This window comes from Legionella qingyii (assembly GCF_003990155.1).
Classification (GTDB): domain Bacteria; phylum Pseudomonadota; class Gammaproteobacteria; order Legionellales; family Legionellaceae; genus Legionella; species Legionella qingyii.
This window is the reverse complement of record NZ_RZGX01000002.1, coordinates 205,700-221,025: the sequence shown is the minus strand read 5'-3', so window position 1 is coordinate 221,025 and position 15,326 is coordinate 205,700. Positions and strand designations below refer to the sequence as shown.

Sequence of the window (15,326 nt, the reverse complement as noted above, 5' to 3'; positions counted from 1 at the left end):
CTAATGGACGCTTTGGATATTCATGCAATTCGTAGAGATTTCCCTACACTCCATCAGAAAGTAAATGATTTTGATTTAATTTATTTTGATAATGCGGCAACGGCACAAAAGCCTAAAGCAGTGATTGAGGCTATTTCTCATTTTTACGAGCAGGATAACTCGAATATCCATCGGGGTGTACATACTTTAAGTGTCAGGGCAACCGAACATTTTGAAGCGGCCCGTTCTAAAGTAAAGCGCTTTATCAACGCCTATTCCCCAAGTGAGTGTATTTTTGTTCGCGGCACAACTGAAGGAATTAATTTAGTTGCGCAAAGTTTGGTTGCACCGCGTATTTTACCAGGCGAAGAAATATTAATTACCCATATGGAGCATCATTCCAATATTGTTCCCTGGCAGATGGTATGCAAAAAAACCGGAGCCAAACTGCAAGTTGCACCTATTTCATTGGATGGTGAGATTTTATTAGATGAGTTTGCCAAGAAATTAAGTAAAAACACCAAGTTTGTGGCTATTACTCATGTTTCCAATGCATTAGGTACCATAAATCCGGTCAAAGAAATGATTAAGATGGCCCATGATCATGGTGCTGAAGTGTTATTGGATGGCGCCCAGGCAATTCCACATTTGCCTGTAGATGTGCAAGATTTAGGATGTGATTTTTATGCTTTTTCTGGGCATAAATTATATGGCCCTACAGGTATAGGTGTTCTCTGGGGTAAAGAAGAACTCTTGAACGCCATGTCTCCTTATCAGGGAGGGGGCGAGATGATTAATTACGTTACCTTCGAGGCAACAGAATACGCGGCACTACCCTATAAATTTGAAGCGGGAACTCCTAATATTGCTGGTGCAATTGGCTTGGGAGCAGCCATAGATTATCTAGAGTCTTTGGATATGGAAGCAATCATCGCTTATGAACAGGAATTACTAGAATATGCAACTGCCGGACTCCAGTCTGTAAGTGGATTTAGTATTATTGGCACAGCCAAACAAAAAGTACCCGTTGTCACATTGGTACATGGAACAATCCACGCTCATGATATTGGCACTATTTTGGATAGTGAAGGAATTGCCATACGTAGCGGCCATCATTGCGCGATGCCGTTGATGGACTTTTATAATGTTGCCGCTTCTTCACGAATTTCTTTGTCTTTTTATAATACCAAAGAGGAAATTGATGCATGCATACGGGCATTGCATCGAGTTAAAGAGGTATTTGCATGAGTGCTGAACTGCGAGAACTTTATCAGGAAATCATTATCGATCATAATCGCAATCCACGTCATCATTATGAAATGAAGGATGCGACGGTGCACGCGAATGGTTTTAACCCTTTATGCGGCGATAAATTAACTGTTTATGCAAAAATAGAAGGGCATTTGATCACTGAATTGAGTTTTTTAGGATGTGGTTGTGCAATATCGCAAGCATCCGCCTCCTTAATGACTGATTCAATAAAGGGGAAAACAATCGAGGAAGCTCATGAGCTGTTTCATCGCTTTCATCATATGTTGACTCAAAATGAGGAAGGTCAGTTACATTATATGGATAAATTGACCGTACTTGCAGGAGTGAAAGCTTATCCGGCACGGGTAAAATGTGCTACTTTGGCTTGGCATACTTTAGAAGCAGCATTGAATAAAGACAGTAATGTGGTGAAAACAGAATAGGGACGGTTGCCATTTTTACTATCGTGGCCAAACTGACCTGATTTTCTGTGCTTCGGTGCTCTAAAATCAGGACATTTTGACTCAAGCTAGCGACATGGAAACCATCCCGAAGAAATAATATATTATCCAAAATATAAGTAGGTACTTTATGTTTGGTTTTAAGAAAAAACAGGATTCAGAATTACTGAAAGAAGCCATTATTAATGCGCTAAGGGAGATTTATGATCCTGAAATTCCAGTAAATATTTATGATTTGGGCTTAATTTACGATATCTTGATTGATGATGATGCCCACGTTGTCATACATATGACTTTAACTACTCCAGGTTGTCCTGTTGCTCAAACGTTCCCAGGAACAGTAGAACAAGCGGTTAATAAAGTTGAAGGCGTTCGCGATTGTTCTGTAGAGTTAGTCTGGGAGCCGCCTTGGTCTCAAGACAGAATGACTGAAGCAGCGCGACTTGAATTGGGAATTTTTTATTAATGTGGCAGCCTTCTGCATCGATCGATCTCTTGCGTCAACGTGCAAAATTATTAGCAAAAATACGCTCTTTTTTTACTGAACGTGGTTATTTGGAAGTAGAAACTCCAATTATGGCGCGATATGGTACAACGGATGTTTATCTAAGTAATATCAAAGCCACTTTTCGTGGTGAATCCTATTGTTTACAAACCTCCCCTGAATACCATATGAAGCGATTGCTTGCAGCAGGCAGCGGTTCTATTTTTCAAATAGCGCGGGTTTTTCGCGACGATGAACTAGGGCGATGGCATAATCCAGAGTTTACTTTGCTAGAGTGGTATCGATTGGATATTGATCACCATGCTTTGATGGATGAGATGGATGATTTCCTGCAAATGGTGATGCAATCTAAGCCCATAATCAAAAAAACGTATCAACAGGCTTTTCTTGAAGCATGTGATGTTGATCCCTTTTCTGCGCCAATTACACAATTTAGGAAAATATTGACTCGTTATGATTTAGATAATGTGTTATCTCCTCAAGAAGAAGACCGAGATCAATATCTATTTCTTCTTATGAGCCATGTTGTAGAACCTTTTCTGAGTAAGGAAACCGCCCCAGTTGCTGTATATAATTTTCCAATATCGCAAGCAGCTTTAGCAAAAATTAACCATGGGGTAGCAGAGCGTTTTGAAGTGTATTACCAAGGAGTTGAACTAGCAAATGGCTTCCATGAGTTAACCGATGCGGCTGCTCAAGCAAATCGTTTTATTCAAGATCAAAAACTAAGAAGTGAAAAAGGTTTTCCTTCAGTGGAAGCAGATCAATATCTTTTGCATGCTTTAGAGCATGGCTTGCCGTCTTGCAGCGGAGTGGCTTTAGGTGTTGACCGCCTGTTGGCTTTGGCTTTAAAACAACCTGAAATTGCTAAAATTATTTCTTTTGATTTTACCAGAGCTTAGTTCTTCATATTCTCCTTTCAATATTATCAAATTTCGATTTTAAAAGATCAGCAACTATTTTGTTCAATCCTACAATAAATGCATGAATGGTCTAATATTAATCATATGGCTTTTTTTATGATCTATAAATTATGATACGGGCTGAAGATGTATTTAAACCTGATTTTAAAGGCAAATCTGATTTTAAAGGTCCAATTGTCTTACATATGATTGATCAGAAAGGTTATGGTGATGTTTCTCTAGGAATGAAAATAGCTAAATTTCTATCGGAAAAATATCCAGAGGCTCCAATCTATGTTTTGGCAAAAAAAGATTCAATAAATAAAATAATCGAGATTGAGCCTGATTTTTTAGATCAAGTGACGCATCCTAAAATCAAAATGATTAACCCAGATCACACGGATTTCTCTCTGCTCCGCAAGCTATGTGACAGTGCTCAACTTGCAGTAGAAACCGCTATTTTTAATAACTCTTTGAATCATTATCATAAAAAAAGTACTTGCCCCAAAATTTTTATAGGTGAATATGGGCTATATGAAAAGAAAATTTATGAGCCACCAATAATTTGTTTAAGTGGCAATGTAGGTGTAGGTGAGGACTATCCGGGAATTTTAATAGAATCGGATTTAAAAGAATTTTCGCGTCTGAACTCAGCTGCAAAATTGGAAGCTCGCGGCAAAATACTTAACGGACTTGATCCTCTTTTAAAAAAGCAAGTGTTGGGTAATGAGGGCAATGATACCTCTTCATTTATTAAAAAAAACAGTTTTTCTTTTTCTTACTATAATTTCGCTTTTTCTTACAAGCGAGCGGCTACGGTATTTGCAGCAAGTAATGAGGCAGGGAAACATGCAAATTATTTTGTAAGTGCTTCGGATAATGAGAATAAAGTAACGCAGGTATTCTCCACACTTGAAGAGCAAGATTTTCAAGATCAGTTAAAGCAACTAGGGTATAGTAAGATTGTATTTTATTCTGAAAATTCAAAAGAACCGCATAAAGAAATTGTTTTGAATGAATCAAGTCCCAGTAGAGAGTTTAGAGTGTTTCACAGGAACCGATTTACACATGATACAACACTTGATTTGATGCGTTTATCTGATGTTTGCGGAGTTGCAGGAGATCAATCCCTTACGGAAGCATTTTCACTTGGTTCTTATCCTATTCCTGAAGAGTGGCACTGTCAGATTGATATAATAAATCAAATTGGAAAGACATATTATGCAAAAAACAGCATCTTGTCGCGTATCCATGGAAATACATGGCTCAATAACAATTCAGTAAACAACTGGGCCTATGCCGGGGGGTTATTACGGACTTGCCGACCTATTGTGGATACAGTTCTTACTAAATTCCAGGATGAAGCAAATCTTTATAATGCCCTCGATCATCGGCTTAATGTATTGTTTGATAAACCGAAACAAGAAGAAATCGATAAATATAATATGGCATTTATTGAGGCACTCGCGGCCAATCAAAGAGGTCTAAAAAGCGATAAAGATAAAGCATTTCATATCGCTACAGAAATAGCCCGTCATTATGCAAAGTGCCAACCGAGTGAACCACTGACTTTGGGTAAAATACTCGATACAATGAATGCCCATGTTGGTAAACCAATAACCCACATTCACAATATTCGCAATATTGTAATTAAAGAAAAAGATTGTGACTTAATAAAAAGTGAGCGCAGCGGTAGTTTTATAAAAAGAAATATTACTCATAGTTCCTCACGAAATATAGGGTTATTCACCAAACTCCAATCCCTACAAAGACAACATTTTCCCTCCACGATGGAGGAAGGCACACAAGTTAAAAGTAGTTCGTTTAAAGAAAAATTTTCTGGAATATGTCAGTCGGAACTAACAGAAAGTGATCTTGAGCTGGCAGTAAAATACTTGGCTGGATTACCCATACAAACCCTCGGTGAGGAAGTGGGGTTTGGTCATAAACATCATTTCGGCAAAACTTTGGATGAATCATATCACTTTGTTGAAAAAATAACCCCTTGCGAAGAAGATAAGCCAATCAACGAAAATAAAAAGTTTACTTTTATTCTCGAGACGAATTATTCAACTGATGAACACTATAAAATTACAATTTCTAAAGATCAATTGCATGAATTTTCTGAGCGACAGAAGATGATAGAAGCTCAATCTGCATACAATTGTTAACTTGATATTGCTTTGGATTATAGAGATTAAATACCATAAACCTTCCGCTGAAGGAGATTGTTGTTTCTAAGCGCTCTAGCTTATTTCTCTGTTGACTTATTTGATGCCTTCATCCGATGTGTTGTGTCGATGTCTCCCGTTTTACGGGAGAGGTGATTCGTTGCAGCATATCGATTTGCTTTCAGCAAGGATGGAATAGACTTCGTTGTCACCAATGATTAGATGATCAAGTAAACGGGCATCAACCAATTCCAACGCTTCTCGGATGCGCTCGGTTACGACAATATCCTGATGGCTTGCATCAGATATCCCTGATGGGTGGTTGTGGGCAAGAATGAGTGCTGCGGCATTAAGTTGTAGGACTCGTTCGATGATGGGTCTGGGATGAATTGTTGCAGTATTGATTGTGCCAGAAAAAAGCTCCTCATAAGCAATGATGCGATGTTGATTATCAAGAAATAGAGCCGCAAAGGTTTCATTTTTGTAATCACGCATACGCTTTTTCAAATACGCATAGGTTTGTTTGCTGTTGGTGATTTGAGTTTCTTTTTGCAATTGAATGTAATCACTGCGCCGGCACATTTCTTTGACTGCTTGTAATTGGGCATAACGCACATCCCCCAAACCATGTATTTGCTTGAAACTTTGTTTATCGGCATTAAGAATGGCACGTAAATCGCCCAAATGTTTGAGGAGATCAAATGCTAATTGGACACAGGATTTTTTACTACTGCCGGAACTGATAAAAATTGCGAGTAACTCTGGATCTGAAAGGCTTTGTGCTCCATGAGTAAGTAGTTTTTCACGCAGGTCTAACTGCCGTGTCGATTGGACAACTGTCATTTTTCTATTCCTTTATTGCGAAGTTTATGCTTTGATCGACGCTATTCTTATCAAAAACATTCAACCATGCAAGATTTTATTGGGAAAAAAGTACTTCTTGGAGTTTGTGGCGGGATTGCCGCATATAAATCAGCTTATCTGATTAGAGAATTAACTCGAGCCGGAGCCGAGGTTAAAGTGGTGATGACGCAATCGGCCCAGGAATTTGTTAGTCCTTTATTGATGCAAGCATTATCAGGAAATGATGTACGTACGAATTTATTTGATGCCCAGGCAGAGCGTGCTATGGGGCATATTGAATTGGCGCGCTGGGCTGATTATTTGGTAATTGCACCTGCATCTGCTAATTGTCTTGCCAAAATAGCTCAAGGTATTGCTGATGATTTACTCTCCACTTTATATCTCGTCGCAGAAGTTCCCGTGATTGTTTGTCCAGCGATGAATCGTAGTATGTGGGCTCATCCTGCGACGCAAGCCAATTGTACGCTTTTACAGGAACGAGGAGTTATTTTTGTTGGTCCTGAAGAAGGTTCCCAGGCTTGTGGTGAGCAAGGTTTTGGACGAGTAAGTGAAGTGGAACAAATCATTAGTGCTTTACGCCTGCATGATGTACATCAGTTATTAAGAGGTAAAAAAGTGCTTGTGACTGCAGGACCTACCCGTGAGTCTATAGATCCAGTGCGATATATCAGTAATTACAGTTCCGGAAAAATGGGTTATGCCCTGGCAGAAGCGGCTGCAATGGCAGGAGCCCAAGTTACTTTGATTAGTGGACCGAGCTCTTTACAGGCCTCGGCGATGATTAAGCGGATTCGGGTTGAATCTGCACAAGAAATGCTGAGTGCTGTCATGCAGGAAATGCCAGCAGGTGGTATATTTATAGGAACAGCTGCTGTTGCAGATTATCGGGTTGAGTCACCTGAATCTGAGAAAATAAAGAAAAAAAATCATGATGAAATGACGCTTAAATTGATAAAAAATCCCGATATTTTAAGCCATGTTGTTGATTCTGCTAAGGGTGCTTATGTAGTTGGATTTGCTGCTGAAACTACGGATGTTTTACATTATGCCACCGAAAAATTACAGCATAAAAAATTGGATATGATTGTGGCTAATGCAGTGGGAAAAGGACTTGGATTTGACAGCGAGGTCAATCAAGTAACTTTAATTACAAAAAACAAGCAAATCGAACTGGCCTTAACCCATAAAACACGGTTGGCAGGACAAATTATTGCAATCATTGCTGCAACTCTGCAAAATGATGCGCATTAATGTTAACAGGAAAAATTATGACGCAAGCGATTCAGTTAAAAATTCTTGATGCTCGAATCGGTGACACGATTCCACTACCTACTTATGCGACCGATGGTTCAGCCGGCCTAGATTTGCGTGTTTGTATTAACGAACCAATTCAAATTGCTCCCCAAGAGACCGTGTTATTACCGACAGGTCTATCAATTTATATTGCTGATCCCAAATTAGCAGCAGTAATTTTACCCCGTTCAGGTTTGGGACATAAAAATGGTATCGTTTTGGGTAATTTGGTTGGATTAATTGACTCTGATTATCAAGGTGAGCTCAAGATTTCTTGCTGGAATAGAGGGGTTGAGCATTTTACTGTGAATCCTGGAGAGCGTATCGCGCAATTAGTTTTTATTCCAGTTGTGCAGGCTGCTTTTGAACTCGTTGATGAATTTACTGAAACATCAAGAGGCGAAGGTGGATTTGGCAGTTCGGGGAGACATTAAATGAACTATCAGCAAAAACAAGTTTCTCGTTCTGTGTTCCGTGCTTATGATATTAGAGGCATAATTGGACAGGAATTGGATGAAAATGCTTTTTATAGCATTGGACTGGCCCTAGCCTGTTATTTGCGTGATTTGCAACGTCAGCAAATTTTCTTGGCACGGGATGGTCGTCTTACTAGTTTTGCCATGGCTTCGGCATTAAAACAAGGATTACTAGATAGCGGAATTGAAGTACTTGACCTAGGTGCAGTTCCTACCCCGGTGATGTATTTTGCAGTTCATACTCAAGATGTCGATTGTGGTTTAATGGTCACAGGAAGTCACAATCCGGCAAATTACAATGGCATCAAAATGGTGTTGTTGGGCAAGACCTTGATGCATGAAGATATTGATATCTTATATCGAATGGTGATGGAAGGGAAACGCATTGTTGGCCAAGGTAAAGACGTGGCGTTCGATATATTACCTATGTACAAGCAACGGATTATAAGTGATATCAAAATCAAGCGCCCATTAAAAGTCGTAGTTGATTGTGGGAACGGTATCGCGGGTCCAATTATACCGCAAGTGCTTCGTGAATTAGGTTGTGACGTGGTTGAGCTTTATTGTGATGTAGATGGTAACTTTCCTAATCATCATCCTGACCCAACCATCGAGGCTAATTTAGTTGATTTGAAAGCTGCGGTAGCTTCACATAAGGCTGATTTGGGTTTGGCTTTTGATGGGGATGCCGATCGAGTAGGTTTAGTCACGAATAAAGGGGAAATGATTTGGCCGGATCGTTTAATGATGCTTTATGCTCGTGAATTATTAACACGCCTTCCCGGAGCAACTATAGTTTTTGATGTGAAATGCTCTAGTCATTTAGAGGCTGTGATCAAAGAGGCGGGCGGTGTACCTAAAATGTGTCCTACTGGCCACTCTATTGTGAAGCACATAATGAAAAAAGAAGGAGCTGCTTTGGCTGGTGAAATGAGCGGCCACTTGTTTTTCAAAGATCGCTGGTATGGATTTGATGATGCACTATATAGTGCTTGCCGTTTACTTGAAATCATTGGCGCTTCGGAGATGACGGTAAGTGAACAATTTGAAGTCATTCCTAATAGTGTTAATACCCCTGAGTTAAAAATTGCCATAGCGGATGATGAGAAATTTCAGTTTATGAAGCGGTTTAATGAAATGGCAGAATTCCCTCCTCAGGCACGTGTCATTGCAATTGATGGTTTGCGTGTGGAGTTAGATAAGGGCTGGGGGCTGTTGCGTGCATCAAATACAACTCCTTGTCTCGTTGCTCGTTTTGAAGCAGAAGATGAACAGAACCTGGAACAAATTCAGCAGTTATTTAAAAAACAAATGCATTTATTAGATAACAAATTGGAGTTGCCATTCTAGTATACGGTTGTAACCTGGGTGAAGGTACAGCCTTTACCCGGGTTTCTTAAGTTATAGCTCAAAAAGTAAAGTATTATTTTTCTATTGCAAAGTATTCTAGAAAAGAACACACTATGTTCAATTCATGATGAATTTTTTTACTATGATAAATGGAGTTTACGCTTGGAACATTTAAAGTCACTTGATCCTTCCAAAATATCTCATACTATAAGCATGAGCGGAGCAGACAAGCCCATTATAACGATTGGCCATGGTTGTCATTTAACCATCGCTTCTTCACAAGTATTAGCACAATATTCATCTCCGGTTGCTTTACCACCAAAGGCTATGGAAGTAATCGAGGCTTCATATCAGTTTTTGAAAGTTCATGTTGATTCGAGAGTTCCCATTTATGGTGTCAATACCAATTTTGGTGATCAGGTTCGCTATATCGATGCTGCTTTAAAAGATACTGAGACTCTGGATTATTATGAGTCGATTAATGAGCGACAAGAAAACATCATTCGCTCTCTTTCTTGCGGCTTGGGCACAATTGTTGCGCCTCATATCGTTCGAGTGACTATGATGCTGCGCGCCCATTGTCTGGCGCAAGGTTATTCAGGTATTCACCCCGAATTGATTAATTCACTTTTAGATTTTCTGAATGCTGGTATTACCCCCGTTGTTCGTTGCTATGGTTCTATTGGCGCCAGTGGTGATCTTATTCCTCTTTCCATGATTGCAGCCGCACTTATTGGCGAGCCGGTCGCGGTAACTTATCAGAATAAAATAATGCGGGCACCCGAGGCGATTCAATTAGCTGGCCTTAAAGCTTATAAACCTGTGATGCGTGATGGGCTCGCCCTTATTAATGGCACATCATTTATGACGGCAATAGCCAGTCTGGCAGTTTATGATTTGCACCGTTTATTCAAGCAAATGCTGACCGCAATTGCGATGACCTTAGAGTCATTGCTCGTAATAAGCAGTGCTTATCATCCGATGGTGCATCAACTGAAAAAGCAAAAGGGTGAGACCACCATCAATCAATTTTTTATTGATTTCTGGGAAGGTAGTCAATTATTGACGGATTTAGATGAATTACGGACAACTGATTATACCTATAAACCAGTGCAAGATTATTATTCAATTCGCTCTGTTCCTCAAGGATTTGGTCCATTTCAAGAGAACTTGGAACGTGCGATTCGCTGGATAGAAAATGAAATGAATTCCGTTAATGATAATCCTGTCATTGATGTTGTTGCGAATACTATTCATCATAGCGCAAATTTTATGGGTTATTACATCACGGATGCATGCGATATTTTGAAAATGAATATTGCCCAGGCCTCTACCTGGATGCATGCATTACTTGCAAACTTAGTTCATCCTCGTAAAAATCATAATTTACCGGTGAACTTAGTTCCTAATCCTGGAATGCACAATGGTTTTCGCTCGATGCAACTGCTGTCAGCGGCACTGGCAGTACAAAATCGTAAATTAGCCCAGGCACATCAGTCATTTACTCTACCAACAGAGGGTGATAATCAGGATGTGAATAGTTTAGGAACACATGCGGCTCTTGATTTTCAAGAATCAGTCGCTAATTTGGAACGTCTCACCGCGATTTTGTTGCTCGCTGCAACACAGGCACTTGAATTAAGGGGCATTGAAAAAGCGGGTAAAAGAGCTCAATCTATTTACCACACGGTTCGTCAGTACTCTCCAAAAATAGAACACTGCAGACCCATGACAGAAGAGATTGAAATGATTATCAATTTATTAAAGGATAGTAAAATATAAAGGAGTAAAACGTGCGTCGGTCTCATTTATACCTAGCGCTTTCTTCGTTCTTTCTTGTTTCTCCAGTTTTAGCAACATCCGATTTTAACCTGCCTTTTGTTAATACTGCGGGCTTAGGTGTGGCTTATGCCGATTGGGCTACTGCCGCCAGTGATGCAAGTACGGCTTATACCAATCCGGCGGGTCTGGTTAAACTGGCGCATCAACAAATAGTAGGGAATGCATTAGGTATCATAGGTACTACTCGATTCACGGGAACTGCAACGACGCCAACATTTCCATTCCCATTCCCTGTTGTTGAATCAGGAGTGGCACGGAGCCAAATTAGGGCTTTTCTACCCTCATTTTATTATTCGGCGCCTCTAACTCAGCGCGTTGCGTTTGGTTTTAATGTAACTACTCCCTTTGGGCTGGGTACGAATTATGGTTCTACGCGATCTTCTATAGCACGCTATGCTACAACACGTGCCCAGGTTGTGGGAATTGATGTAGGTCCAAGCTTAGGGTTAAAAGTAACAGACCGTTTTTCTTTGGGTGCGGGATTTGATGCGCTGCATTTGGCCTTTACTCTGAATAATATGTATGGACCGCCTGTTTCTTTCCCTTTTGATTCAAGGCTCGAGAACCACTTAAGTGGCTGGGGATATGGATGGCATGGTGGTGCATTATTTGATTTTTCACCAGAAACACGGATTGGTTTAAGTTACTACTCTCGAATTTCACTTACGACGACGGGTCATAGTACAGTTACTGCGCCTGCAATAGGGCCTTCAGTAGCAATCTTCAGAACCAATCAACAAGAAACAAAGGCGGCCTTACCAGCCCGAGCTGAATTGAGTTTGCAACATGATTTCACAAAACGTTGGACTGGAATGGCTACAGTTTTTTACACCAACTGGAGTACATTTAATCAAATAAGAATGGAAAATACGCAAACTCCAATGGGAGTAACGCTTCCGGTAACGATTCCTTTTAATTATCACAATTGTTTTGATTACGCAGTTGGCGCTACATATAAGGCAACTGAAAAAATATTATTCCGCGGCGGTATACAGTTTATGAGCACTCCTTCCAATGATCGCGATCGGGGTATTGCTGATCCTGTGGGTAGCGCAACCATTCTGGCCATAGGCGCTCATTATCAACAAGATGCGAATTTAGGCTATGATGTGGGAATTGGGCATTCTTTCTTTAACCCAATGTCGGTGAATCTGGTTACTCCGTTGACTGCTCTTAAAGGGAATACCCACACTCAAACAACAGCAATTGGTGGACAAATTACCTGGAGTTTTGCATAGTCTTCATTTTCTTGGTCTGAGGGCACGTAACGAGACGGAGCGCCAATTCCTGTGACAAATGAGTAGGCAGTATTGGACGTTGTGATAGCAAACATAGCCTTCACTTGGTTACATAGATAGTTTTTGGCCCTCTTGCTCTGATTTTTGGGCTTGGATCATATCTTCAACTTTGCTTACAGAATCTGTATCTAATGAAAACATCCTGGTTACTAAATCTTGTCCTTTTGATAGGATCGCATAAGAACTACTTTTTTTGAAATCAGTTACAAAATGTTCGAGTGTTTCTCTATCTTTTATTTTAGATAATTTATTTTCAAAATCAGTCCATTGTACTGTAAATACGTGAAAGATTAGGTGGTGATGCGATTTTTTAGATTTGTTCCTCTAGTGCGACTTGAGTTTCACGTTCTTCTATTCGCTCAACAATATTATCTGCAATTGCTTGTTGTCGCCATGTTCCCCTATGGAATTTTTCAATACCAAATTCTTCAATGTGTTTACCTCCTGGTGCATCTTCAGCAAATGAGCTTAGTTTGCACAATAGGGCGTTAGTTAAGGGGCCCCTTGTTTGGTTTAGGCCATCATATAATGAAAAAATAACAAGGTGCCCGATTAAGTCATCTCTCGAATTGGAAGACATGATTTGACTTCCTGCTCCATAAGATTGATATTCATACCCCGATCTAGCTTTAAATGCCTCCACATCAAGTTGAATACGTTCAAGGTGTTCTGGAAAATAGAACTGACATCGTTCTACATAGCCATTAAGCATCGCCTTACAAGTGCCTTCGCCTGGTGTCGGATTATACATAGCCCATACATCAGGTAAGATAAAGGTATCTTCGTCATAATATTTTTGATCTTCTTCTGTAACCCTTGGAAACCATATATCTTGAGGTTGATTATTGATCAAGTATTCAATTGATCTGACGGTTGAGGTGGTATCTAAATAGTATCCGCCATATTCTTCGAGTATTGCGGCTTCCAGAATATCTTTTTGAGCGGAATATGCATTATTCTCTCCTAATAAATCAACAGTCTTTTTTAAGTTTTCTCGTTCTTCTTCAGTTAAATGTTTGGCATTTTTATAAAGATCTTCAATGGGCTTTAGTGTAATGTCTGGATCGAGATACTCTGCTTCCTTGATTCCTCCAATTAGGTCTTCGGGTACCCACATTATTATCTCTTGATCTTGAGGGTTAGGATCATCTGCATCTCTATTTTTCTTTGTATTCATTACATATTCTTTCAATTGCTGGGCTAATGCATTAGGGCCATTTTTAAATGAATCCTCATGCTTACCAGTCGGCAAACGACCCATCCAGATATAATGAAATTTATTTGTAGCCATTCAAATACCCTATTGAATTTATTCAGCTAAATACTCATCTACTTGATTGTATGATTTCATGCTGAGCTAACAGATTTCATATTTTAAAGTTAGCACATTATTTAACCTTAATGACTGATATGCAAAGAAAACTCAGTATCAATCGTGACTTAATATGATTCATTATGATGCTATAATGCACTATTAATTATTGATTAAATTATCTTCTCATGATTTTAAATTTAAGGAATGTCACTGATGCCCCAAGGAATAATTAAAGTACATGACATTGAAGGTTTTGATCTTTTAGTTAACGAGTATAAAAATAAACGGGATCTACGATTTGAGTTTTCTCCAACTCATCCGGTAACAAATAAAATGGGGGCGATCTGTAAAACCCTCATGGAAAATTCAATGAATAGTCTTTGCTTAGACTTCACTAATCATCCCCTAAGTGATGAAGATATTTCTGAGCTCGCTACTTTTTTACAATCGGATAAGTGTCCTGACTCTATAACGCTCATATTAGCCAAAACTTCGCTTAGTATAAAATCATTAGGGATCTTGGCTGATACTGTTGCTCAAGGGGGCCGCGCTTCTGAGGTTAAATTGGGACTTGCAGGTAATAGACTAGGAAATGAGGGAGCCATAATGCTTGCTCATGCTTTGCAGTCAGATCATTGCCCATCAAAAGTGTCGCTAAACTTAGCCAATAATGACATTTCAGATAAAGGGTTCATTGAATTAGCAGCGATGCTTAAATTACCAAGTAGTATTCATAAATTATCGTTAAATTTATTATTTAATCCAACAACTAAGCTTGGTTCTGCAGCTCTAATAGAGGGTATGGAATGTGGTACAAAAAAGGATAGTTTAAGTATCATGTATGAATTTAGTAAACATGGAACAGGCGTTATCTGCAGTTTGGCCAATACATTAAAGTCTAATAAATGCCCAGAAGAATTATCACTGCAATTCGGGGTTAAACACCTCACGACGAACGAAGTTAATATATTATTCGAGGCCCTAAAGACAATAAAGAGCCCTAATCAACTGGAGTTAGACTTAAGTGAGCAAGGGTTAAAAGATGAAGGCTTTGCCATCATTTTAGATGCATTAGAACATATGCCTGATGACTTAAAAATAAAGCTTCATTTGGTATACAATGCGATTAAACAAGATGGAGCTCAAAAACTATCTAATTTTATTCGTGCGAATAAAATTCAATCTGAAGTTTATATGGATTTGACCGAAAACTCTTTTGGTGGTGAGGCTGGAAGACACAAGATTCACGATGCAATTGTTACAAATCCTCAAATCCTAAATCATTTGTCAATTCAAGGACCAACTCAAGATATAGGTGAACTTTGTAGAAGTATTCGTGAACGGTCATCAGAGATTAATCATGGAGAAAATTCAGGGTTTACTATATAGAGTCTGTTGACATTTCACTTGATTCTGACTACTTCTCGCGCTTTATGCGCTAGATCTATGCAGGGACAGACTAAAATGTACCGCATTTTTAATGCAGCCGTTGCTGGATTCCGCGCAGAACGTAGGCTATTTAAGCAATTGTCAACAGAGTCTAGTCAAATTTTTCGTCTTATTTTGAGATATCGTAGTATGTTTGTATTCGTAATCTTACAAATACAAACATGCTGATT

14 protein-coding genes are annotated in these 15,326 nt (G+C 39.4%); 11 read left to right on the top strand and 3 right to left on the bottom strand.

All coding sequences use genetic code 11. The annotated features are described in order from the left end of the window. Nucleotides 1-3 precede the first annotated feature (3 nt). The 5 genes from ELY20_RS02115 (at nucleotide 4) to ELY20_RS02095 (ending at nucleotide 5,269) form a co-directional block, all read left to right on the top strand. On the top strand, nucleotides 4-1,227 hold the full coding sequence (locus ELY20_RS02115; protein WP_110141027.1) for a cysteine desulfurase: 1,224 nt from the start codon (nucleotides 4-6) through the stop codon (nucleotides 1,225-1,227). Beyond that, on the top strand, nucleotides 1,224-1,673 hold the full coding sequence (sufU, locus tag ELY20_RS02110) for a Fe-S cluster assembly sulfur transfer protein SufU (protein WP_110141028.1): 450 nt from the start codon (nucleotides 1,224-1,226) through the stop codon (nucleotides 1,671-1,673). The genes ELY20_RS02115 and sufU overlap by 4 nt, the downstream gene beginning before the upstream one ends. A gap of 148 nt (nucleotides 1,674-1,821) precedes the next feature. After that, on the top strand, nucleotides 1,822-2,157 hold the full coding sequence (locus ELY20_RS02105; protein WP_058467011.1) for an SUF system Fe-S cluster assembly protein: 336 nt from the start codon (nucleotides 1,822-1,824) through the stop codon (nucleotides 2,155-2,157). Further along, the gene (gene epmA / locus ELY20_RS02100) at nucleotides 2,157-3,098 is read left to right on the top strand and encodes an elongation factor P--(R)-beta-lysine ligase (RefSeq protein WP_110141029.1); all 942 of its coding nucleotides are present in this window, start codon (nucleotides 2,157-2,159) and stop codon (nucleotides 3,096-3,098) included. The genes ELY20_RS02105 and epmA overlap by 1 nt, the downstream gene beginning before the upstream one ends. 131 nt (nucleotides 3,099-3,229) lie before the next feature. Beyond that, the gene (locus tag ELY20_RS02095; protein ID WP_110141030.1) at nucleotides 3,230-5,269 is read left to right on the top strand and encodes a hypothetical protein; all 2,040 of its coding nucleotides are present in this window, start codon (nucleotides 3,230-3,232) and stop codon (nucleotides 5,267-5,269) included. Nucleotides 5,270-5,410: 141 nt separating this feature from the next. Here ELY20_RS02095 and radC read toward each other — a convergent pair whose 3' ends face one another. Next, nucleotides 5,411-6,112 carry a RadC family protein gene (radC, locus tag ELY20_RS02090; RefSeq protein ID WP_110141031.1) on the bottom strand — a complete coding sequence of 234 codons (702 nt, stop codon included), beginning with the start codon at nucleotides 6,110-6,112 and terminating at the stop codon, nucleotides 5,411-5,413. Nucleotides 6,113-6,178: 66 nt separating this feature from the next. Here radC and coaBC point away from each other — a divergent pair, with 66 nt between their 5' ends. The 5 genes from coaBC to ELY20_RS02065 all read left to right on the top strand — a co-directional run bounded on the left by coaBC (nucleotide 6,179) and on the right by ELY20_RS02065 (nucleotide 12,332). Next, entirely contained in the window at nucleotides 6,179-7,384 is a 1,206-nt protein-coding gene (gene coaBC / locus ELY20_RS02085) for a bifunctional phosphopantothenoylcysteine decarboxylase/phosphopantothenate--cysteine ligase CoaBC (protein WP_110141156.1), read from the top strand. Nucleotides 7,385-7,401: 17 nt separating this feature from the next. Then, nucleotides 7,402-7,860, top strand: a complete 459-nt coding sequence (gene dut, locus ELY20_RS02080) for a dUTP diphosphatase (RefSeq protein ID WP_110141157.1) — start codon at nucleotides 7,402-7,404, stop codon at nucleotides 7,858-7,860. Continuing rightward, nucleotides 7,861-9,252, top strand: a complete 1,392-nt coding sequence (locus tag ELY20_RS02075) for a phosphomannomutase/phosphoglucomutase (protein ID WP_110141032.1) — start codon at nucleotides 7,861-7,863, stop codon at nucleotides 9,250-9,252. A gap of 162 nt (nucleotides 9,253-9,414) precedes the next feature. Next, nucleotides 9,415-11,034: an HAL/PAL/TAL family ammonia-lyase gene (locus ELY20_RS02070; protein WP_233590475.1), complete on the top strand. Its 1,620-nt coding sequence runs from the start codon at nucleotides 9,415-9,417 to the stop codon at nucleotides 11,032-11,034. A gap of 11 nt (nucleotides 11,035-11,045) precedes the next feature. After that, nucleotides 11,046-12,332 (top strand): OmpP1/FadL family transporter, encoded by a 1,287-nt coding sequence (locus tag ELY20_RS02065; protein ID WP_110141033.1) that lies wholly within the window; start codon nucleotides 11,046-11,048, stop codon nucleotides 12,330-12,332. A 108-nt stretch (nucleotides 12,333-12,440) separates the two neighbouring features. Here the strand turns inward: ELY20_RS02065 and ELY20_RS17130 are convergent, their stop codons facing one another. Next, nucleotides 12,441-12,683, bottom strand: coding sequence for a hypothetical protein (locus ELY20_RS17130; protein WP_110141034.1), 243 nt, complete (start codon nucleotides 12,681-12,683; stop codon nucleotides 12,441-12,443). A 19-nt stretch (nucleotides 12,684-12,702) separates the two neighbouring features. Then, the gene (locus ELY20_RS02055; protein WP_110141035.1) at nucleotides 12,703-13,683 is read right to left on the bottom strand and encodes a hypothetical protein; all 981 of its coding nucleotides are present in this window, start codon (nucleotides 13,681-13,683) and stop codon (nucleotides 12,703-12,705) included. 237 nt (nucleotides 13,684-13,920) lie between these two features. Here ELY20_RS02055 and ELY20_RS02050 point away from each other — a divergent pair, with 237 nt between their 5' ends. Continuing rightward, nucleotides 13,921-15,096: a leucine-rich repeat domain-containing protein gene (locus tag ELY20_RS02050; RefSeq protein WP_158618854.1), complete on the top strand. Its 1,176-nt coding sequence runs from the start codon at nucleotides 13,921-13,923 to the stop codon at nucleotides 15,094-15,096. Nucleotides 15,097-15,326: the final 230 nt, after the last annotated feature.

Bases quoted from the DNA above. Each gene is read 5' to 3' on its own strand.
- ELY20_RS02105 (WP_058467011.1), top strand. From the start codon at position 1,822: ATGTTTGGTTTTAAGAAAAAACAGGATTCAGAATTACTGAAAGAAGCC.
- ELY20_RS02115 (WP_110141027.1), top strand. From the start codon at position 4: ATGGACGCTTTGGATATTCATGCAATTCGTAGAGATTTCCCTACACTC.
- radC (WP_110141031.1), bottom strand. From the start codon at position 6,112: ATGACAGTTGTCCAATCGACACGGCAGTTAGACCTGCGTGAAAAACTA.
- ELY20_RS02075 (WP_110141032.1), top strand. From the start codon at position 7,861: ATGAACTATCAGCAAAAACAAGTTTCTCGTTCTGTGTTCCGTGCTTAT.
- ELY20_RS02055 (WP_110141035.1), bottom strand. From the start codon at position 13,683: ATGGCTACAAATAAATTTCATTATATCTGGATGGGTCGTTTGCCGACT.
- dut (WP_110141157.1), top strand. From the start codon at position 7,402: ATGACGCAAGCGATTCAGTTAAAAATTCTTGATGCTCGAATCGGTGAC.
- coaBC (WP_110141156.1), top strand. From the start codon at position 6,179: ATGCAAGATTTTATTGGGAAAAAAGTACTTCTTGGAGTTTGTGGCGGG.
- ELY20_RS02095 (WP_110141030.1), top strand. From the start codon at position 3,230: ATGATACGGGCTGAAGATGTATTTAAACCTGATTTTAAAGGCAAATCT.
- ELY20_RS02050 (WP_158618854.1), top strand. From the start codon at position 13,921: ATGCCCCAAGGAATAATTAAAGTACATGACATTGAAGGTTTTGATCTT.
- sufU (WP_110141028.1), top strand. From the start codon at position 1,224: ATGAGTGCTGAACTGCGAGAACTTTATCAGGAAATCATTATCGATCAT.
- epmA (WP_110141029.1), top strand. From the start codon at position 2,157: ATGTGGCAGCCTTCTGCATCGATCGATCTCTTGCGTCAACGTGCAAAA.